15 protein-coding genes are annotated in these 20,368 nt (G+C 67.9%); 8 read left to right on the top strand and 7 right to left on the bottom strand.

The features are described from left to right. Entirely contained in the window at positions 1-1,062 is a 1,062-nt protein-coding gene (locus FBT69_00870; GenBank protein ID MDL1903352.1) for a hypothetical protein, read from the bottom strand. Continuing rightward, positions 1,059-2,024, bottom strand: a complete 966-nt coding sequence (locus FBT69_00875; protein MDL1903353.1) for a bifunctional riboflavin kinase/FAD synthetase — start codon at positions 2,022-2,024, stop codon at positions 1,059-1,061. Before FBT69_00875 ends, FBT69_00870 begins: the two co-directional genes overlap by 4 nt. 162 nt (positions 2,025-2,186) lie before the next feature. Here FBT69_00875 and FBT69_00880 point away from each other — a divergent pair, with 162 nt between their 5' ends. Further along, positions 2,187-5,309, top strand: coding sequence for an aldehyde dehydrogenase family protein (locus tag FBT69_00880; GenBank protein ID MDL1903354.1), 3,123 nt, complete (start codon positions 2,187-2,189; stop codon positions 5,307-5,309). Positions 5,310-5,438: 129 nt separating this feature from the next. Then, a complete protein-coding gene (locus FBT69_00885; GenBank protein MDL1903355.1) occupies positions 5,439-8,246 on the top strand; it encodes a PAS domain S-box protein in 2,808 nt (935 codons plus the stop codon). Positions 8,247-8,249: 3 nt separating this feature from the next. Here the strand turns inward: FBT69_00885 and FBT69_00890 are convergent, their stop codons facing one another. From FBT69_00890 to FBT69_00900, 3 genes are all read right to left on the bottom strand, one after another. Continuing rightward, complete coding sequence (locus FBT69_00890; protein MDL1903356.1) at positions 8,250-8,708, bottom strand: hypothetical protein; 459 nt, start codon at positions 8,706-8,708, stop codon at positions 8,250-8,252. A 34-nt stretch (positions 8,709-8,742) separates the two neighbouring features. Next, positions 8,743-9,222 carry a CBS domain-containing protein gene (locus tag FBT69_00895; GenBank protein MDL1903357.1) on the bottom strand — a complete coding sequence of 160 codons (480 nt, stop codon included), beginning with the start codon at positions 9,220-9,222 and terminating at the stop codon, positions 8,743-8,745. 131 nt (positions 9,223-9,353) lie between these two features. Continuing rightward, on the bottom strand, positions 9,354-10,649 hold the full coding sequence (locus FBT69_00900; GenBank protein MDL1903358.1) for a tyrosine--tRNA ligase: 1,296 nt from the start codon (positions 10,647-10,649) through the stop codon (positions 9,354-9,356). A 308-nt stretch (positions 10,650-10,957) separates the two neighbouring features. On the opposite strand from FBT69_00900, the gene FBT69_00905 reads away from it, so the two are divergent. Next, positions 10,958-11,596 carry a biliverdin-producing heme oxygenase gene (locus FBT69_00905; protein MDL1903359.1) on the top strand — a complete coding sequence of 213 codons (639 nt, stop codon included), beginning with the start codon at positions 10,958-10,960 and terminating at the stop codon, positions 11,594-11,596. Between the two features lie 70 nt (positions 11,597-11,666). On the opposite strand, the gene ispH is transcribed toward FBT69_00905, so the two are convergent. Then, the gene (gene ispH / locus FBT69_00910) at positions 11,667-12,770 is read right to left on the bottom strand and encodes a 4-hydroxy-3-methylbut-2-enyl diphosphate reductase (protein MDL1903360.1); all 1,104 of its coding nucleotides are present in this window, start codon (positions 12,768-12,770) and stop codon (positions 11,667-11,669) included. Positions 12,771-13,057: 287 nt separating this feature from the next. Here ispH and FBT69_00915 point away from each other — a divergent pair, with 287 nt between their 5' ends. The 4 genes from FBT69_00915 (at position 13,058) to FBT69_00930 (ending at position 17,530) form a co-directional block, all read left to right on the top strand. Continuing rightward, positions 13,058-13,474, top strand: a complete 417-nt coding sequence (locus FBT69_00915) for a hypothetical protein (GenBank protein ID MDL1903361.1) — start codon at positions 13,058-13,060, stop codon at positions 13,472-13,474. Between the two features lie 3 nt (positions 13,475-13,477). Continuing rightward, complete coding sequence (locus FBT69_00920) at positions 13,478-14,566, top strand: prepilin-type N-terminal cleavage/methylation domain-containing protein (protein MDL1903362.1); 1,089 nt, start codon at positions 13,478-13,480, stop codon at positions 14,564-14,566. A gap of 42 nt (positions 14,567-14,608) precedes the next feature. Continuing rightward, positions 14,609-15,907 (top strand): hypothetical protein, encoded by a 1,299-nt coding sequence (locus tag FBT69_00925; protein ID MDL1903363.1) that lies wholly within the window; start codon positions 14,609-14,611, stop codon positions 15,905-15,907. A gap of 189 nt (positions 15,908-16,096) precedes the next feature. Beyond that, positions 16,097-17,530 (top strand): M20/M25/M40 family metallo-hydrolase, encoded by a 1,434-nt coding sequence (locus FBT69_00930; GenBank protein ID MDL1903364.1) that lies wholly within the window; start codon positions 16,097-16,099, stop codon positions 17,528-17,530. Between the two features lie 38 nt (positions 17,531-17,568). Here the strand turns inward: FBT69_00930 and FBT69_00935 are convergent, their stop codons facing one another. Further along, positions 17,569-17,820, bottom strand: a complete 252-nt coding sequence (locus tag FBT69_00935) for a hypothetical protein (GenBank protein MDL1903365.1) — start codon at positions 17,818-17,820, stop codon at positions 17,569-17,571. 54 nt (positions 17,821-17,874) lie between these two features. On the opposite strand from FBT69_00935, the gene FBT69_00940 reads away from it, so the two are divergent. Next, positions 17,875-20,367: a hypothetical protein gene (locus FBT69_00940; GenBank protein ID MDL1903366.1), complete on the top strand. Its 2,493-nt coding sequence runs from the start codon at positions 17,875-17,877 to the stop codon at positions 20,365-20,367. Position 20,368: the final 1 nt, after the last annotated feature.

Below are 20,368 nucleotides of genomic sequence, written 5' to 3' on the forward strand. Positions count from 1 at the left end.
TCAGAGGAGGGCCTGGGTAAGGGCTTCGAGCAGGCGCGTTCTGGTTTCCGCCAGCGGCGCGGTGACGCGGGCGCCCGCGGCACGGGCGTGCCCCCCCCCGCCGAGCGAGCGGGCGATTTCGTTCACGTCAAGTGCGCCGGGTCCGTCCTTGCTGCGAAGACTGATCTTCGTGAGGGGCGGTTTGCCCTGCGAGCCGTCGGAGACCTCCGTCAGCACCGCCGCAACCACAACCGTGCGCACGGCGAGCACCTTGTCGGCAAACCCGCCGGAGTCCGTTGCGTCCGCCTTGGCGTGGTGGAAGTCCTCCATCCGCAGCGACATCAGCGCGATTCGCTCGTCCGCATGGAACTCGAGCGAGGACAGCGCCGTGGCCAGCAGCCGGAACCGACCCGGCTCGTCCTGCTGCTCGACGACCCGGAACAGTTCGGTATGGTCCGCGCCGGCTTCGATGAGGTCGGCGGCGAGGCGCATCACGGGCGGTCGCACGTTCGAGTAACGGAACCAGCCCGTGTCGGTGGCGAGGCCCAGGTACAGCGGCGTCGCCACCCCGGCGGGCAGACGCGACGGCGAAGGCAGGCCGAGCAGATCGCAGCACACCTGCGCGACCGGCTGGCACGCTGCTGCCGACTCCGTATCCAGCAGACGGAGTGCGGCGATATCCCCGTCGCCGTGCAAGTGGTGGTCGATCACGAGCGTGCGGTCGGTGCGGGCGGCGAGCCATTGGAGCAGGCCGTCCAACTGAGACCAGGAGCCGGTGTCGAGCAGGACGACGCCGTCGGGGTCGGCATCGGCGGAGAGGCCGTCGCGCTCGATCGACCGGATCGGCGTGTCAAGGGCGATCTCGGCGAGCCAGGGAGGCAGCGCGCCGAGGTACCACACTTCGGTGCGCACACCGCGCGACCGCAGCACCCGCGCGAGGGCGAGCGTCGAGCCGACGGCGTCGCCGTCGGGCTTCGTGTGTGTCGTGACTACGACAAACGTCTTGTCCGCGAGCCAGCGTGCCGCGCCGGCGGCGTCGGTGTTCGCGGCCCACCGGTGCAAATCCGCGCCGGTCTCTGTCATGAGTGCGCTCCTGCGGCGGCGGGTTGAGGCGTGGAGACCCGGGCGACGATGCCCCGTACGCGGTTGCAGTCGCGGTGCATCTGGGCGATCAGCGAATCGACGCTCTCGAAGCGGAGCTGTTCGCGCACCCAGCCGACAAGGGCGATGCGGAGGTTCCAGCCATACTCTGGCAGTCCGGCAAGGCACGGTCCATCCCCCGTGGGCGCGTCGAGGAGAGAGGCCTCGACCGCGCGAGCGGCGCCGTTGAACATGGGCTTGCTGCCGACGCTGACGGCCGCAGGGAACGAGCGGCCGTCGTCGAGGAACGCCACGCCGGCGTACACGCCGTCGGCCGGCGGCAAACAGGGCGTATCGAGGTTCGCGGTCGGGAAACCGAGGCCTCTGCCGCGCCTGTCGCCCCGGACGACGCGGCCCGTGAGCTCGTGCGGCCGCGTCAGCACGGCCCACGCGTCGCGTACTCGTCCATGCTGCACGAGCCATCGGGCGATGGTGCTGGAAGCCGTGACGACCGATTGATCGTTGAGCGCGACGGCGACGGGCGGCACGACATCGACGGCGAAGCCGTGCCGCTTTCCGATCGAGGCGAGGACGGAGGTGTCGCCGGTGCGCCCCTTGCCGAATCTGAAGTCCGGTCCTTCAACGAAGGCGATCGGCGCGAGACGGTCAGCGATCGACTCGACGAATGACTCGGGCGACTGCGAGAGCAGTTCGGACGTGGGTTCGAGGCGTTCGACACGGTCCGCGCCGGCCTGGCGGAGCAGTTCCGATCGTCGCTCGAACGAGCCGAGCCGCGGCGGTGCGGATTCAGGGTGCAGGCGCGTCGCGGGGTGCGGATCGAACGCCAGCACGACCACCTCTGCACCGCTGGCCCTGTCCGCGATGGATCGGGCGCGGGCGATCAGCGCGGCGTGTCCGGCATGGACACCGTCGAACGTGCCGACGCTGACCACCGAGCGGGGCATAAGAGGAGAGCGTAGGCGCGATCATGCCCCGCGACGGGAGGCGCATTGCGGACGACTTTCGCGCCGGAGTAGTCCGGGTTCGTCCGGGCCGTCCGTATACTCCTTCGCCCTCGATCGTGCGATCGTGCCGGCGCGCCCGCCTCCTGCGTCTGGACTCACGCGATGTCGATCTTCCGCCGCAAGTCTGCTTCTGCCGTCATCGTCGAACCTCCGCCCCCGACGGGGGGAGAGGAACGCACCTACCAACTCGGCCGGGACCTGCTGGAGCGTGCCCGTGGGCACCGCGCTGGCCTGCTTTCCGCGAAGTTCTACTCGGACAAGCTCATGGACTGGTCGATGCGCGACCGGGACTTCAAGGTCCAGTTGTTCCGGTTCGTGGACGCGTTCCCGATGCTTCGGACGCCGGACGCGGTGCACGACCACCTCGTCGATTACCTCTCTCAGCCGGGTGTGAAGCTGCCTCCGGGCATGGACCTCGGGCTTCGGGCGGGGGGCGTGGCGAAGGGGCTGCTCACTTCCACGGTCTCGTCGCAGATCAAGGGCATGGCGTCGAAGTTCATCGCGGGCGCCGACGCGGCGAGCGCGCTCCCGGGGTTGCGCGATCTCTGGAAGGAAGGCATCGCGTTCAGCGTGGACCTTCTGGGCGAGGCGTGCGTGTCCGATGCGGAGGCGGACGCCTATCGCGACAAGTACCTCGACCTCGTGACAAATCTTCCCGGCGAGGTCGCCTCGTGGAAGCCGAACCCGAGGCTTGAGTCCGACCATCTCGGCGGCATCCCCCGCACGAACGTCTCCATCAAGGTCAGTTCGCTGAGCGCGAAGTGCGATCCGATCGACACGGAGGGGGCGATCCGCGACTCGATGACGCGGATCGTGCCGATCCTGGAGGCGGCGCGGGAGCGGGGCGTGCTGATCAACTTCGACATGGAGCAGCACTCGCTCAAGGACCTGACGATCGAGTTGTTCATGCGGTGCTGCGAGGCGGTGGACTTTCACGCGGGACTCGCCATGCAGGCCTACCTCAAGAGCGGAGTGGAAGACGCACGCCGCGTGTGCGACTGGGCGAAGCGCACGGGCCGCGTCGTGACGGTGCGCCTCGTGAAGGGGGCGTACTGGGATTTCGAGACGATCCACGCCGAGCAGCAGGGTTGGCCCTGCCCGGTCTGGAACGAAAAGTGGCAGACGGACCGGTGCTTCGAGGAGATGACGGGCGTGTTCCTGGACGCCTGCCCGAGGGCGGAGAGCGGACAGCGGGCGGCGGAGAGCGGGCGGTTGGGGCCGACGAGACTCGCGCCCGGGGCGGGGGGGGTGAAACTGGCGCTCGGGTCGCACAACGTGCGGTCGATCGCCAGCGCCATCTCGGGGCTGGAGCGGCGGTCACTGCCGACGGGCGCGATCGAACTCCAGATGTTGCACGGCATGGCGGACCAGTTGAAGCACGCGGCGGCCGAGACCGGGCTGCGAATCCGCGAGTACGTGCCGGTGGGGGAGATGATCCCCGGCATGGCGTACCTGGTGCGCCGACTGCTGGAGAACACGTCGAACGAGTCGTGGCTGAAGGCGGGGTTCCTCGACAACGCCGACCCGCGGACACTGCTGCGCGAACCCGCGCCGACGCTGAACGGCGAGCCCGCGCCGAAGCCGAACCGGGACCTGTACGAGCTCGCGCCGGAGCGGCATCGGCTGTCGCACGCGGAGCCTGGCGTGGGCGACGGCAAGCCCTTCATCAACGAACCGCTGCGGGACTTCTCCCGCCGCCCGGTGCGAGAGAACTTCGCCGCCGCGGTCGCAGGCGCGACCGTGCCGAACGTGGCCAACGACCGGACGCCGACGGACGCCGCCCGCATGGTGGAGTCCGCGCACCGCGTCTTTCCTGCGTGGCGTGACGCGGACCCGACGCTGCGTGCCCGTGTGCTCGTGCAGGCGGCGGCGGCGATGCGGGCGAGGCGAGACGAACTGGCGGGCATCGTCATCAAGGAGAACGGCAAGTGCTGGCGTGACGCCGACGCCGACGTGGCCGAGGCGATCGACTTCTGCGAGTACTACGCCCGCGAAGCCGTGCGGCTCTTCCGGCGCGAGCGGATCGGTCGGTTCATCGGCGAGCTGGACGAGCAGTGGTACCAGCCGCGCGGCGTGGCGGCCGTCATCAGCCCGTGGAACTTCCCGCTCGCGATCTCGTGCGGCATGGCGACGGCTGCGCTCGTCACGGGCAACCCGGTCGTGCTGAAGCCCGCCGAGCAGACGCCGGGCATCGCGAAGACGCTGTGCGAGGTGCTATGGCGCGCGATGGAAGAGGCGGGTGTTCGTCGCACGGGTGTCGATCCTACGAACGTGCTGCACTTCTGCCCCGCACCGGGCGAGACGACCGGGGCCGCGCTGGTGCGAGACCCGCGCGTGGCGGTGATCGCCTTTACGGGGTCGAAGGCCGTCGGGCTGGACATCATCCGCGCCGCTGGGGTCACGCCGGAGGAGCAGCCGTTCGTGAAGCGCGTGGTGTGCGAGATGGGCGGTAAGAACGCGATCATCATCGATACCTCTGCCGACCTCGACGAGGCGGTTCTCGGCGTTCGGCACTCGGCGTTCGGGTTCCAGGGGCAGAAGTGCTCTGCTTGCTCGCGCTGCATCGTCGTCGATCCCGAGGGGCCGGGCGGCGCGGCGACGCGAACCTTCGTCATGCGGCTCGTGGAGGCGACACGCTCGCTCGTCATCGGCGACCCGACGCGTCCGGGGACCGACATCGGGCCGGTCATCGACGAGGAGTCGGCGCAGCGTATTCGTCGATACATCGAGACAGCCCGCTTGGAGGGATGCTGTGAGGAACTGTCGATGGACCTTCCCGCGCCCGCCGGTGTGGCGGGCGATTCGTCCCCCCGCGTGAGCGGGCTTCAGCCGACGCACTACGTCGGTCCGCACATCTTCAGCCGCGTCGAGCCGCGTCACACCATCGCGCGCGAGGAGATCTTCGGACCCGTGCTCGCCGTCATGCACGCGCGGACGTTCGACCAGGCCCTCGCGATCGCCAACGACCACCCGTACAAGCTCACGGGCGGCGTCTTCAGCCGCAAGCCGGCGCACCTGGAACTGGCCAAGCGCGAGTTCCGTGTCGGCAACCTGTACCTCAATCGCGGGTGCACCGGCGCGCTCGTCGCCCGCCAGCCTTTCGGCGGCTTCGGCATGAGCGGTGTCGGCTCGAAGGCGGGAGGACGGGACTATCTGCTCCAGTTCGTCGAGCCGCGGGCGACTTGCGAGAACACCATGCGCCGCGGGTTCGCGCCGGAACTCTGAGATCAGGCCGGTCAATCGCCTCGCACAGGGACGCACGAACCGCCCGCTTCCGGGATAACTGCGTCTCGGGCACCGAACGTTCCGCGAAACAGGCTCCAGCCTCCCCCCGGGCCGTCCGATAGTGCCGGTATGGCGTCCGCTCGGCCCGACCAGCCCGGTCCGCCCCGCGATCGAGCCGCGCCCGCGTTTCGCGGCGTGGTTCGATCCGCGATCGGTTCCTCGCCGTGGATGGTGCCGATCGGAGTGCTCACGGCCCTGCTCTTCGTCGCGGTCGCAGTCGAGGTCGTCACCGCGTTATTTCTGCCGCAGTTGCTCCCGACCGGCACGCCCTTCTGGGTCGAGGCCGCGATCGACACGGTTGCGCTCGCGGTGCTGGTGGGCGTGACGGCGATCCCGCTCGCGGTTCGGCCCGCCATGCTCGCTCGGAGGCGCATCGCCGGACACATCGGGCTGCTCGAGCGTGTCGCGGCCGGCGCTCACCTTCCCGAGTGCCTTGACCTCATCACCCGATTCATCGAGAGCGAGTGCCCGGGCACAAAGGCCTCCATCCTGCTTCTCAAGGACGGTCGCCATCTCGTCCTCGGGTCCGCGCCGAGCCTTTCCGGCGAGTACAACGCGGCTGTCGATGGGATTGAGATCGGACCATCGGTCGGCTCCTGCGGCACGGCTGCATGGAGCGGGCGGCGCGTGATCGTCTCCGACATCTCGGCCGATTCCCGCTGGGCCGGTTGGCGCGATCTCGCCCTCAGGTACGGGCTGCGGTCCTGCTGGTCGCAGCCGATCCGATCGTCGAAGGGGGAGATCCTGGGTACGTTCGCGATGTACAGGCCGGTCGTCCATCGGCCGAATGCGGCCGAAGCCCGCACCGTCGAAGAGGCGTGCCATATCGCGTCCATCGCCATCGAGCGGCATCTCGCTTGGCAGGCGGAGCGGCGAAGCGAGGCGAGGCTGCGCGCCGTCGTCGCTTCTGCGCCCGACGCGATTCTCACAGCCGATGGGAGCGCGGTCATCACGTGGACGAACGCGCAGGCGGAGAGGCTGCTCGGCTACGGCCCGGGCGAACTCCAGGGCGTGCCGCTCGGGCGACTGATCCCGGACCGGTTCCGTGCCGCCCACCAGGCGGCCTTCAGGCGAGTCGTGCAGTCAGGCGGAGAACGAACGCTCGGCGGCCCGCGCGAGGTGCGAATCCTCGGCCGCGACGGAGAGGAAATCCCGGCCGAACTCTGCCTCGGGTTCGGGAGCGCGGGCGACGAGGCCGTCGTTACGGCCGTCATCCGCGACGTGCGAGAGCGGCTCGCGCGCGAGAGCAAACTCCGTCGGCTCGCGCGCGTCGTCGATGCCGCCGATGACGGCATTCTCCTCACCGACGCCTCGGGCGCGGTCCTCGACGTCAACACGGCGTTCACGCGCATCACCGGGTACAGCGCCGACGACGTGCGGGGCCAGACCCCGCGCTTTCTCAAGAGCGGGAGACATGCGGACGACTTCTACCGGGAGATGTGGGAGACCATCCGAGCGGGCAGGGCGTGGTCAGGGCGCGTGATCGACCGTCGCAAGGACGGCTCGCTGTATCACGCCTCGCTGAGCATCTCTCCGGTCACAGGCGAGGACGGCCGAATCGAGGGCTACGTCGGCATCCAGCGCGACGTGACCGCGGACGTGGAGCGTGAACGCGTGCTGCTGCTCGCGACAAGGCAGGCCGAGGCGGCCAGCAGGGCAAAGACCCGCTTTCTCGCCAACATGAGCCACGAGATCCGAACCCCGCTGACGGCCATCCTTGGCTACGCCGAACTGCTGGAGATCGAGACTGACGACCGGATGCTCACGCCCGAAGCCCGGCGGGAGTACGTCTCCACCATCAAGCGGCAGGGAACGCACCTCCTCTCGATCATCAATGACGTGCTCGACCTTGCCAAGATCGAGGCGGACAAACTGACGGTCGAGCGAGAGTCCGTCAGCCCGGCAGGGATCGTCGACGAGGTGCTCGCTCTCATGCGCGTTCGGGCCGCGGAACGAGGCGTCGAGCTGCACGCGGAATACCTCTCCTCGCTCCCGCGGTACGTCAGCACCGATCCGGTCAGAGTCCGCCAGGTGCTGCTCAATCTCGTGGGCAATGCCATCAAGTTCACCATGCGCGGCGAGGTTGTCATCCGTGCTTCGTTCGACGCTGCTGGCGCCAAGAACCCGGTCCTCCGCATCGCCGTCCACGACACAGGGATCGGCATGGACAGAGCGCAGGTCGAACGCCTGTTCACGCCGTTCGAGCAGGGTGATTCCTCCACCACTCGCCGATTTGGCGGAACTGGACTCGGCCTCGTCATCAGCCGCGGGCTGGCGCACATGCTCGGCGGCGGAATTTCCGTCGAGTCTGAGCCGGGGCGAGGAAGCGTCTTCACGCTCTCGATCCCCGCCGGTCCGCTCGACGGCGTCGAACTCGTGGAACCCGCGGAACTCGCCCGCCTGACAAGCGACACGGCGTCCAGAAACCTCGCCGCCATGCCACAGGGCGCAGCGCCGACCCTCGCCGGCGCCCGCATCCTGCTCGCCGAGGACGGACCCGACAATCAGCGGTTGATCTCGGCGTTTCTGCGCCTCGCGGGTGCGGAGGTCGAGATCGCTTCCAACGGGCGCGACGCTGTCGATCTTGCCACCTCGGGGCCATCCCGCGACGGAAAGCCGTTCGACCTCGTCCTGATGGACCTCCAGATGCCGGAGCTCGACGGGTACGCGGCGACCCGGCTGCTCCGGCAGCGGGGATACCGAGGGCCGATCGTCGCGCTGACCGCGCATGCGATGGAAGGCGACAGGCAGCGGTGCCTCGACGCCGGATTCGATGATTACGTGCCCAAGCCCATCGATCGGGAACACCTGATCAACGAGTGCGTGCGACGGACGCGGTCGGCGCGGCCTGAAACCGAGCGCAAGACCGCCGCATAGCGATCAAGCCTTCGCCGGCGTGCCGCATTCAGGACAGGTCGCATCGGGCGCAAGCCCGGCGCGGGGATATCCGCACGCCAGGCACCTCCCGCGCAAGCGCCGAACCACCGGCAGCGAAAGCGTGACACCCGGCAGGATGAGCAGGAGGAACGCGACGCTCCACAGCGGCACGCGGAGGGCGTAGAAGCCGTGCCGGTCCGGGAGACTGGCGGAGAACCACCAGCGAACCGGCCCGTCGATGGGTCCGAACGTCCAGGATCGGTGTATGCCGAAGAAGCGCGTGGGGTGGTACGTGCCATAGATATAACCGCGGCCGAGCCCGATCTGCACCGTCGGCCCGTCGCCATCCGCGCGGGGCTGGGAGTTGTAGACCACGCCTCGGAAGAGGCTCACCCCCCACGCGACGGCGACCAGCCCGCACAGGACGAGGCACGCCAGACACAGCCGCGAGACTCGTGGCATGATTCGCGATGATACAGAGAGGCCGAGCGAGCGTTCAGCCCTGCGTGATGTACGCCTCCATTGCACGGACGGTGACCATGAGGTCCTGGTTCAGCGCGGCGTTGAGGTCGCCGATCGAGACCATGCCGATTGGCCGGCCTTCATCCAGCACAGGGACGTGGCGGATGCGTCGCTCGCGCATCGTCCGCCGAACCTCGTCGAGTGTCGTCTGCGGAGTGCAACTGAGCACCGCCCGCGTCATGATCTCGCCGACGGTGGTGGAGTCGGGAGGCTTGGCGACGGCCACGAGCCGGCGCAACACGTCGCGTTCGGTGACAATCCCAACCATCCGTCCCGCCGGGTCCGTAACGACGAGCGCGCCGACATGGCGATCGCTCATCAGCCGGGCCGCATCGCGAGCGGTGGCCTCCGGTTTGATGGTCACCACCGCCTCGACCCGGTCGTACGAGTCGTCCCAGTGCTGCTTGGCGGTGAGCAGGTTCGCGACGGTGTGCATGGCGATCTCCTTTCGCATGTCGGGCACGAGCGTCCCTGACCCGCGGGCACGATCCGTGCGCCACCCCCAGTATGCCAAGACGGGCCTTTGAGGGGAAGCCCTTTTCGGCAACAATGCGGGGAAAACCGGCTCCCGGGGCCGTGCAGGGGTCAGGACCAGCGCGACAGGTGCCAGGTTTTCTTACCCCGGCGCAGGGCGAGGAAACGTCCGTGGAGGAGGTCGCCCGTTGTCAGGGTTCGGTCTCCCCCTGCCACCGTGCCGTTCACGGAGACCGACCCCGAGGCGAGGAACTCGCGGGCCTCGCGCTTGCTCTTGGCCAGGCCCGTCTCGACAAGGAGGTCGAGCAGGGCGACGCCCCCCCCCGCGAGGCGATCGCGCGGGTGGTCGCTGGTGGGCGCGCCGGCGAGCGCCTGCTCGAGCGTCGCGGGCGGGAGTCCTGCGATGTCGCCGGAGAAGAGGGCCTGCGACGCGCGCTCGGCGAGGTCGGCCTCGGTCGGGCCATGCACGCGCGCCGTCACCTGTCTGGCCAGCGTCCGCTGGGCCTCGCGCGCCCCGGGGTTGCTCGCGTGCGCTACCGAGAGGGCCGCGATCTCCTCACGCGAAAGGAACGTGAAGAGTTTGAGGTAGCGGACCACGTCGTCATCGGTGGAGTTGAGCCAGAACTGGTAGAAGGCGTACGGGCTGCTCCGTTCGGGCGTGAGCCAGACCGCGCCCGCCTCGGTCTTGCCGAACTTGCCTCCGTCGGAGCGGGTCACGAGCGGGGCGGTCAGGCCGAAGGTTTCGACGGTGTGATCGTGCGCCATGCGGCGGATGAGGTCCGCGCCGCAGACGATGTTGCCCCACTGATCGGAGCCGCCCAGCTGGATGGTGACGCCCATCCTGCTGTGCAGATGCCAGAAGTCGTAGGCCTGCAGGATCATGTAGCTGAACTCGGTGTACGAGATGCCGTGGTCGCGGTTGTGCAGCCGCTCGCGCACGGACTCCTTCTGGATCATCATGTTCACGGAGAAGTGCTTGCCCACGTCGCGCAGCACGTCGAGGTAGCCCAGCCCGCAGAGCCAGTCCGCGTTGTTGACGATCACGGCCGCGTTCCGGCCGGAGAAGTCGAGCAGCGCCTCGAAGATGCGCCGCTGGCAGTTGACGTTGGCATCGACCTGTTCACGCGTCAACAGTTGGCGCTCGGCGGACTTGCCGGAGGGGTCGCCGATCAGGCCAGTCCCCCCCCCCATGACCACGACCGGCGTGTGCCCCGCCCGCTGCAGGTGCGCGAGGGCGGTGATCGGCACGAGGTTGCCGATGGTCAGCGAGTCCGCCGTCGGGTCGAAACCGGCGTAGGCGCGGCGCGTGCCGGTGGCGAGGTGGCGACGCAGGCCGGCTTCGTCCGTGCACTGGTGGAGCAGGCCGCGCCAAGCGATCTCTTCGAGAAAGTCCGGTCGTGCCGTCATCGGGGCGAAGGGTACACCGGGATCGTGCCGGTCGCGTCGCGGTCTTGACGACGAGGATGTCCACGGATACGGTTGGGCGCAGTTGCGAATCAGTCTCATTTGTGACGGGGTACGCCATGAACGACCAACCACGGCAGGCCGCGCCCGGGCAACCTTCCCCGAAGCCGGGATTCCGGGGCTGGGTCGCCCGGTTCGGCGTGGTCGGGCTGATCTTCTTCACGCTGAAGGGGCTGCTGTGGCTCCTCGTTCCCGCGCTTGCCGCCGCAGGCATCTTCAAGTCCGTAGGTTGATGGGAGAGGGGCGTACGGATGCACACAACACCCGACGTGATGGACCGGTTGAAGCAGGAGACGGCCGACCTGCACGCGGCCGCTGAACGGCACCCGTTCCAAGCCGCCATGATCCGTGGGGCACTCGGCCGCGAAGGGTACGCCGCCTACCTCGGCCAGATTCTGCTCGTGCATCGCGCGTTGGAGGACCGGCTCGGGTCGCTCCGCGCCGACGCGCGCGTCGCGGCTATCGCTACGGACGCCAGATTCCGAACCGCCGCGATCGTCGAGGATCTCGCGGCTCTCGACGGGCGCGACACCGACCATGCTGCAACACAGGGGACGGCGCGACTGATTCAGTCGATCGAGGTCGCCGAGATTCCTGAGTTGCTGGGGATGCTGTACGTTCTCGAAGGCAGCACGAACGGCGGGCGGTTCATCGCCAGGGCCGTTGGCCGGTCGTTGGGCCTCTCGCCGGGTCCGGGGCTGCGCTATCTCGACCCGTACGGCGACGAGCAGCCGGCGCGATGGGAGGCGTTCAAGGACGATCTCCGTGCCGCAGCCTTCACCCCCGCCGAGCACGGCCGCATGGTCGATGGGGCGAAGGCGATGTTCAGGGGGCTTGTGCGCGTGTTCGACGATCTCCAGAAGGTATCTGCCAGACCGCTCGCCTCGTGACCTTGAGCGGGACAGGATCGTCGCCCGGGGACGCGGAGTTGCGTCCGGGCTGGTGATGCCGAATGTGGATTCAGACACGATCATCCGGTCGGGCGCGAGCGAGTGTTTCGGGCTCGAGACCACACACCCGGCTCTCGCGTCCCTCGACTGTCAGCGGGACCGTGCCGTAGAGGTCGGCGGTGACGACGGGTTTCTGCACGCGGATGCGCCGGTCGGCATCGGGATGGTCGCGGTCCTTCATGATGCGTCGCAGGTTGCCGGGGAGGGCGAACTCGACGTCCTCGTCGAAGACGTCGCGGGTTTCGATCGTCGCCCCGTAGCGTTGAACAAGGGTGCGGCAGACGCCGGCGACGAGGTCCTCAGGCGCTGATGCGCCGGCGGTGACGAGGACGGTGAAGCCCTCCGAGTTTGTGAACCACTCATCTTCGACACCGGAAGCGTCGTCGATGAGGCGGGCGGGGGCGCCGGCGTTTTCGGCGATCTCGGTCAGGCGGACGGAGTTCGAGGAGTTGCGGCTGCCGACGACGAGCACCAGGTCGCACTCGGGGGCGAGCATCCGGACGGCGTGCTGGCGGTTCGTGGTCGCGTAGCAGATGTCCTCGCTCGGCGGGGCCTTGATGTTGGGGAAGGCTTGTTTGAGGGCGTCGATGATGACGGCCGCGTCGTCGGTGGAGAGCGTGGTCTGCGTGAGATACACGAGGCGGTCGGGGTCGCGGATGGTCAGGTGGGGGATGTCGTCCGGGGTCTCGACGACCTGGGTGGCGTCGGGGGCCTCGCCGGTGGTGCCGATGACCTCCTGGTGGTTGCGGTGGCCGATCAGGAGGATCTGGTACCCCTGGCGGGCGTAGCGGATCGCTTCGGAGTGGACCTTGGTGACGAGTGGGCAGGTGGCGTCGATGGCGTGCAGGCCGCGCTCGGCGGCTCGGGCGCGAACGGCGGGGGGGATGCCGTGGGCAGAGAAGACGAGGATCGAGCCGGGGGGCGGGTCCTCGACGGACTCGACGAAGACGACGCCGCGGCCGCGGAACCGGCCGACGACGTGGCGGTTGTGGACGATCTCGTGGTAGACGTAGATGGTTTCGCCGGGGAAGAGGTCGAGGACGCGGTCGACGACGTCGATGGCCATGCGAACGCCGGCACAGAAGCCGCGGGGATTGATGAGGAGGAGGCGCACCGGGGGAGGATAGAGGGCCATGCCCGCCTCCGAGCCACGACCGTGAGGGAGTGGCGGGGGTTCACAATCGCCCCACGCCAGGAGGGGGAGACCGCTCCCTGACGGTCGCGGCTCGTTGATCCCACCCCGCCCCCGATGCCCCCCCATGAAGACTGCGCAAGCGGCGTGCGGCGGCCGGGCGGGGGTCGGAGGCGGTCGGTATACTGCGGCCGCGTGGGGTCGCCCGGTTGCGGGCGGCGAGTCTCAGGCCCCGGTTCGGGGCGCGGGTCGGGATGGGAATCGAGCCGATGGGACAGAAGGTCAAAGCGTGGCAGATCGCCCTGTTCGTGGCGGCGGCGGCCGTGCTGGCGGTATCCATCGCGTACACGTTTCGGGGGTCTGGTGTCGAGTTCGCAGACAAAGTGATGCTCGTTGACGTGAAGACCGGTCAGGTGTTTTCCGTCGACACCTCGAAGCGCACCATCGGCATTCCTGCCCGTCACCCAGAGACCGGCGAACGGACTCTGTACCCGATCAGACGAGAGAATGGCGGTGAGTGGGTCATCGAACCGAGAGCGCTCGGCGCTCTTGTGAGCGCTGGGGTGGCAGCGCCGGACGTGGTAGACCCAAACTCTGGGAAAGTGATCGGAGCAACCAGCAGGGTTCGGAGTCTCTCTCCCAGAGACTTGATGTCCAAGAACAGTCCAGGGGTGATCGGAGGCTGATCGATGGCAATCACTCGTGTTCAGGCCGGGCTTCCCAGGGCGTTCACCTTGATTGAACTGCTCGTTGTGATCGCGATCATCGCGATGCTCATCGGTCTCCTGCTTCCGTCGCTCGGCAAGGCGCGAGAAGCGGCCCAATCCATGGTGTGTTCTGGAACGCAGCGGTCCTTGGGACAGGGCCAGCAGTACTACATCAACGACAATCAGGGGTACCTCGCCGGGCCGCACACTTCGTCGTTCAAGTATGCGCTCATGGTCGCCAGGAAGCAGGCGACGCTGAAGTCGATATTCAACTTTGAGACCTCGTCGGATACGCCGACAACCAACTGGGACTGGGTCAGCCCAACCATCGGACAGGGGGGGGTTTTCTCGTCCAATCGTTCGCAGCGAACGCTTCAGTTGCTCAACATGTACGGCTGCGCCTCCGCGAAAGTACTGAATGACGAAGTGTGGCCGGGGCCTTCCGCCGCGGACGACTTCGACCAGTTCGATGACGTGGCGCTGAGCACCGGCTACCGCCAAGTGAGTTTCATTGCGCCAGCCGGCTTCTTGCTCGACTCGCACGAGCGATGGAAGGCGACATTCGACTTTTATCTCAAGTCAGAGCAGATATTCCTCACGACGACGATCTACCCGAAGATGCAAGGTGACGGACCGCAGTTCCAGGTCATTCGTGACCGAAACTACCGTCCGAGAGAGGACTTCCTCGGTGTGCAGGTGAGCAACAAGGTGCTCGTCGCGGACGGAACGAGATACTACGATTTCCCGCGCAGAGTACTCGACTTCGACGTGTCTCCGATGGCCGAGAACTTCAGTTTCTTCTCCGACGGTGGCCCCATCTACCACGGCTCAAGAGTCTACGGCCGGGAACCGCTTGGTCACGATGGAACCGGGTACAACATCAAGCTCAGCGCGCGCCACTCCCGGTCGAGCATCAACGCGACATACTGGGATGGTCATGTGGGTAGCATGACAATTCAAGAGGCGTGGACGGACCCCGTCCCGTGGTACCCCGGTCGTACGCAGTACATCGGGAACTCCGCAACGCCGGAGTCGAGGGCGTACTTCAAGGCAGGGGAGTTCATTCCCTGATTCAGCGAGGCGGAGCAAACTGCTATAAGAGAGGAGATAAGCATGTCGACCGCACGCGTGTTGGTTCTTCTGGTTGCGGCCACACTTGCTATGACGTTCTCGACAGCCTGCAGAGCCCAGGATTGCATCTACGGGTGGACGTTCGCAGACATCGACGTCACTGCTCACACAGGGACGACCTTCGTGCTGGACGAGGCGTACTCGATCGCCTTCGCTGCTGGTGTCGCGGCCACGTTCGGTGAAGACTGCAACTGTCCCTGCGTGCTGTCCGCTGCAGACGCCGAGGTCGATTTCGACCCCGACCACGACGGCTTCACAGTGGCGCGAGCAGGGGTCTCGCTCGGCGGCGTTGACAGGGGGTTCCGTCATGAGGTGTTTTCGGAAGCCGCCACCTGGTTCGGGTCTTGGTTTGCCGGGCTCCATCTTCACGGTTACATCGAGAAATGCGACGACGGGCTTCCACACTGCTGGACGTTGGCGGGACTTGTGGCGCACGCGGATCCAGCGATCAGTTTTACGGTTGATGGACCCTGGGATGCAACCGTGACAATCACGCTCGGCGGTGGGATGAGCGCGCCGCTCAGCAGACCCCGCCGGGTGTCGGGAATGTTCGGACGGATTGGTACGGTTGGATCGACGCAGCCGATCGCGCTCGTCCTGATCGAGACGGACGCTGGCTCGAACGGCATCGGAGTCACGGAGGATTCGCCAGGTGAGTACATCGGCGAGATGAATCTCTCCGGCGGGGCTGGGGATTTTGTCGCATTCACGTTCATGGCATCTTTTTCTGACGGCGATGTGGATGTGGACGGCGACGGCAGGTTCTCTCAGTCCGATGTGGACGCGCTCTCTGACGTCGTGGGCACTCAGGATGCGACGAACCCCGAGTACACTGACTGGTGGGACTTTGACCGCGATGGAGAGATTACAAGCAACGATGTCGAGATCATGCAGTCCTTCATCGATGCCGGGTGTGGCAGCGGCATCCTCGGTGACTTCAACCTCGACAATGTCGCCGACTGCGATGACCTGGCGGCGATTCTCGACGCGATCGACAACGAGGAAGACCCCTTCGACGACTACGTGATCGGCGATGCGGAGTATCGGATCGAACTCGATGCCGATCTCGACGGCGACAACGACGCGGACGATTGGAACATCATCTACGGTTTGCTCCAGCCTGCGGACATCAACCGTGACGGCGAGGTCAACAGTGTGGATTTCGTGCAGTACCTGAACCTGTACAACGCGCAGGACCCCGCGGCCGACATGAACGGCGACGGGCAGGTCAACTCCGTGGATTTCGTGATCTACCTGAACTCCTACAACAACCCCTGCTGACGAGCAGCCCTTCGGGCTGCCGAGGGAACGTGGGTTTTTTCCGGGGGTCGCTGGCGCGACACCCCCGGCTACTTACGAACAGCCCTTCGGGCTCTATCTGCTGACGGACCTTCGGGATCTACTTGCTGACGGCCCTTCGGGCTGAGGGCAACGAGCAACGGGTGCAACGACCTTCGCCGGGAGTGATCCATGTCGTCCGAAACTGCACTAGCGTGGCTGGGGGCACACGAGAAGGAGTCGATTTCCCGGCTCGTGGACTGGCTGCGCATCCCGAGCGTCTCGACGCAGCCGAAGCACAAGGGGGACTGCGAGCGGGCGGCCGCGTGGGCGGCGGATCGGTTGCGGGAGTGCGGGCTGAGCGTCGAGGTGCTGCCGACGGGGGAGCCGCCCGGTTCGGGGCATCCCGTGGTGCTCGCGGAGGCTCCGGGGGCTGCTGGGTATCGCGGGCCGCATGTGCTGTTCTACGGGCACTACGACGTGCAGCCGCCGGAGCCGCTGGAGTTGTGGGAGAGTCCGCCGTTCGAGCCTGTGATCCGGCCCGCGTCGGGAGAGGTGGGTGAGCGGATCGTCGCGCGCGGGGCGGTGGACGACAAGGGGCAGGTGATGACCTTCCTTGAGGCGCTGCGGGCGTGGAAGGAGTCCGGGGGGGCTGCCGCGGCCGGGGTGCGTCTCACGGTGCTGCTGGAGGGTGAGGAGGAGTCGGGCTCGGTGAACCTCGAGCGGTTCGTGCAGCAGCACGCGGAGCGCCTGGGCAAGTGCGACGTGTGCGTGATCAGCGACACAGGGATGCTGGGACGCGGGCGGCCCGCGATCACCTACGGCGTGCGTGGGCTGACGTACACGGAGGTCGTGCTGCACGGGCCGAACCAGGATCTGCACTCGGGGCTGTGGGGCGGGCGGTGCCCGAACCCGATCAATGAACTGGTCACGGTGCTCGCGGGCCTGTGGGACAAGGACCGGCGCGTCACCATCCCCGGTTTCTACGACGACGTGCGCGAACCGACGGCCGAGGAGCGGGAGGCGTGGCGGCGGCTGGGGTTCGACGCCGCGGACGCGCTGCGGAAGATCGGCCTGCCGCCGGAGGCGGACGTGGGCGAGGCGGGATTCACGGCGATGGAGCGCGAGTGGGGCCGGCCGACGTGCGACATCAACGGCATCGTGGGCGGCTACACGGGCGAAGGGGCGAAGACGGTCATCGCGTCGCACGCCTCGGCGAAGGTGAGTTTCCGGCTGGTCGCGGACCAGGACCCGGCGAAAGTGACGGCGGCGTTCTTCGCGTGGCTGCGCGAGCGCACGCCGCCGGGATGCCGGTGGGAGTTCATCGAGCACGGCGGCGGGTTCCCGGCGACGGTGCCGACGGACTCGCCGACGCTGCGTGTGGCCCGGCGTGCGCTGGAGCGTGCGGCCGGGCGCGCCCCGGATCTGATCAAGTCCGGCGGGTCGATCCCCGTGGCTGGGCTGCTCAAGCAGCGGCTCGGGCTGGACACGGTGTTCATGGGGTTCGGGCTGGATGACGACCGGGTGCACTCGCCGAACGAGAAGTTCGAGTTGGAGTGCTTCAGATTGGGGGCGCGGGCGCATGTCGCGCTGCTGGATGAGTTGGCGAGGATGGGGAGGGAGTGAGCGGCGGCTGCAACGCCTCGCCCCGAGTCGTGGAGCGGTCAGGCGGCGGCGCGGGTGGCTGGCTCGTCTTCGAGAATGATGACGTCTCCCGGCTCGTCGTCGTCCACGATCGTGATCGAAGCGTTCAGGTGTTCCTCGGCGCGGCGCTTGAGGTCGGCCACGCGCCTGCGGAGGGTGATCTCGGCTCGGGTGTCGCGGATCTGGCCGGCGATCGCGTTGAGCATCCCCAGCACGCACAGCCCGATGATCAGGGCGATCAGGATCAGGCTCTCGGAGGGAATGGCAGCCACAAGGGGGAAATCGGCCGCAACCGGGCGGGGCTTGAGCCTATTAGAATCCTGACAATGACGGATTCCCTCGGGAACCTGGTGCGGGCGGTCGTGTGGTCGCTAGCGGCACTCTTGGCGGTCGGCCCGGCGGCGGCCCAGCGCGACCTGCTCGCGCCCGAAGGGGCGGATTCAGTCCCGGCCGCGCCGATGGGCGAGGTGCAGGTCGATCTCGACCGGTTCGGCTTCTCCGGCGCGGCACGAGCGGGGGAGTGGACCGGAATCAGGCTGCGGGTCTTGGACCGGGCGGAGCGGCAGCGTGACGTGCTGATCCGTGTGTCCGTGCCGGACCCGGACGGCGACGTGACGCAGTACCGCGTTGCGATGACGACGAACCCGGGGCTGTCACAGCCGGTGTGGGTCTACCTGCGTCTGCCGGGACGGTTCGAGTCGGCGGACCTGCTGAACGTGACGGTGTTCGAGGCGGAGGAGGGTGGCGGCGGCGAGGTGCGCGAGGGGCGCGTGATCGGACAGACCAGGGTGACTCCGCCTCGGCTGCTGGAGGCCACCGAGTCCGTCGCGGCGGTGATCGGCGACCGCTCGCACGGTCTCGGGCAGTACGGGACGCGGTACCAGAACTCGTCGTATGCACCGCTGGGGCATGAGCTGCTCGACGCGCGGACCGGGAACACGCCGGACGACGTGCCGGACCGGTGGCTCGGGATGGCGCCGGTGGAGGCGGTGGTGTGGACGCGCGGCTCGCCGGGCGACCTGACGATCGAGCAGGTGCGTGCGCTGCGGGAGTGGGTCGAGCGGGGGGGGCACCTGATCGTGTGCCTGCCGCCGGTGGGGCAGGACTGGATCACGATCGCGAACCGCGAGTTGGCGGAGATGATGCCGGCGGTGAGCATCGGTCGGCGCACGGGCGTGGACCTCGGCGCGTATTCGACGCTGCTCACGTCGCGCGCGGACGCCGTGCTGCCGCAGGGCGGGACGGTGCATTCGTTGACACCTCGCGCGGATACGGACCCGGGGCAGGCGATGCGCGTCCTGAACGGGCCGGATGGTGAGTGTGTGGTGGCGCGTCGGCTGGTGGGGGCGGGGGCGGTGACGCTGATCGGGATTGATCTCGGGCATCCGGGGCTGATGCAGGCGGGGTTGCCGGAGGCGGCCGTGTTCTGGCATCGTGTGCTCGGGCGGCGCGGGCAGGTGATGTCGCAGGCGGAACTGGCGCAGTTGGAGGCGCGGAGCAGCCGGCCGCTGGGGTTCCGGACGACGGTGGACTATGACCAGGACCTGCCGTCATCGATCGCGAAGTCCGGGCGTGCCGTGGCGGGCGTCTTCCTCGGGTTCGTGGTGTTCGCGGTGTACTGGATCGCGGCCGGGCCAGGCGGGTTCGGCCTGCTGAAGCGGCGGCAGGCGGTGCGGCACGCGTGGGTGGCGTTCCTGGCGACGAGCCTGGTGTTCACGGGGTTGGCGTGGGGTGGCGCGCTGTTGCTCAGGCCGAAGCGGCTGGAGGCGACGCACCTGACGTTCCTCGACCATGTCTACGGCGAGCGCAAGCAGCGCACGCGGACGTGGATGAGCCTGCTCGTGCCGAGTTACGGCGAGGCAACCGTGACCGTGGGCGAAGAGCCGGATGTTGTCGGGGGGCCGCGGGTGCATCAAGCGATCGCGCCGTGGGATCAGCCGCGCACGCTCGGCATCTCTGGCCGGGGCGGGTTCCCTGACGCGAGAGGGTACACGGTGGACGGCCGCTCACCGAACTCGATGACGTTCCCGACGCGTGCGACGGTGAAGCAACTTGTGTCGGACTGGTCGGGCGGCATGGCGTGGCGATCGATCCGGCCCATCGTTGATGCGACTGGCAACCCCGACACGGCGATCCGGTTCCGGCGCAGTGACATCGGCAACCACCTGCTCGAAGGCGTCCTGACGCATGAACTGCCGGGTGTGCTGGAGAACGTGGTGATTGTGGTGGTGCGTCGGCAGCAGCCGATGTGGGTGCCGCCGGGCGACCAGTTGATCTGCACGGCGTATGCGTTCAAGCGGACCGGCGTCTGGCAGCCGGGCGAATCGCTGAACCTCGAACTGGCGACGGTGCTCTCGGGCACGGACGTGCTGGCGCAGAACTACCTGGGCGACCTGACGCGGATGTCGTCGAGCGTACCGGGCGGGTTCGGCGAGCAGACGGCGGACCCGCGGCGTGCGCCGGATCGTCTGGCCGCGCTCGCGCTGTTCAGCCACCTCGCGCCCCCGGACTTCAGCCGCGGGGTGACGGACACCTCCGCGCCGGTGTTGGCGAGGCGGGCGGGGGCGCAGCGGTGGGATCTGGGGAGGTGGTTCACGCAGCCGTGCGTGATCGTGATCGGGCACCTGAAGGCGTCGGGGAAGGACGCGTGCCCAACGCCGATGCGTGTGTCGATCGGCGGGCAGGAGCGGACGGTTCACTTCGACGGGACAACGGTGGTCCGCTGGATCTATCCTCTGCCCGACGATCCGCCGCTGGTCGTGCGTCCGGCGCGAGGGGATGAGCCCGCGGCGGTCGGCGGAACGGAAGGCGGCGGTTGAT

This window comes from Synechococcales cyanobacterium CNB (genome assembly GCA_030263455.1).
Taxonomy (GTDB): Bacteria; Planctomycetota; Phycisphaerae; order Phycisphaerales; family UBA1924; genus CAADGN01.

Excerpts from the sequence above, each read along its gene's own strand:
- FBT69_00870 (MDL1903352.1), bottom strand. The coding sequence starts at position 1,062 with ATGACAGAGACCGGCGCGGATTTGCACCGGTGGGCCGCGAACACCGAC.
- FBT69_00875 (MDL1903353.1), bottom strand. The coding sequence starts at position 2,024 with ATGCCCCGCTCGGTGGTCAGCGTCGGCACGTTCGACGGTGTCCATGCC.
- FBT69_00880 (MDL1903354.1), top strand. The coding sequence starts at position 2,187 with ATGTCGATCTTCCGCCGCAAGTCTGCTTCTGCCGTCATCGTCGAACCT.
- FBT69_00885 (MDL1903355.1), top strand. The coding sequence starts at position 5,439 with ATGGCGTCCGCTCGGCCCGACCAGCCCGGTCCGCCCCGCGATCGAGCC.
- FBT69_00890 (MDL1903356.1), bottom strand. The coding sequence starts at position 8,708 with ATGCCACGAGTCTCGCGGCTGTGTCTGGCGTGCCTCGTCCTGTGCGGG.
- FBT69_00895 (MDL1903357.1), bottom strand. The coding sequence starts at position 9,222 with ATGCGAAAGGAGATCGCCATGCACACCGTCGCGAACCTGCTCACCGCC.
- FBT69_00900 (MDL1903358.1), bottom strand. The coding sequence starts at position 10,649 with ATGACGGCACGACCGGACTTTCTCGAAGAGATCGCTTGGCGCGGCCTG.
- FBT69_00905 (MDL1903359.1), top strand. The coding sequence starts at position 10,958 with ATGCACACAACACCCGACGTGATGGACCGGTTGAAGCAGGAGACGGCC.
- FBT69_00915 (MDL1903361.1), top strand. The coding sequence starts at position 13,058 with ATGGGACAGAAGGTCAAAGCGTGGCAGATCGCCCTGTTCGTGGCGGCG.
- FBT69_00920 (MDL1903362.1), top strand. The coding sequence starts at position 13,478 with ATGGCAATCACTCGTGTTCAGGCCGGGCTTCCCAGGGCGTTCACCTTG.
- FBT69_00925 (MDL1903363.1), top strand. The coding sequence starts at position 14,609 with ATGTCGACCGCACGCGTGTTGGTTCTTCTGGTTGCGGCCACACTTGCT.
- FBT69_00930 (MDL1903364.1), top strand. The coding sequence starts at position 16,097 with ATGTCGTCCGAAACTGCACTAGCGTGGCTGGGGGCACACGAGAAGGAG.
- FBT69_00940 (MDL1903366.1), top strand. The coding sequence starts at position 17,875 with ATGACGGATTCCCTCGGGAACCTGGTGCGGGCGGTCGTGTGGTCGCTA.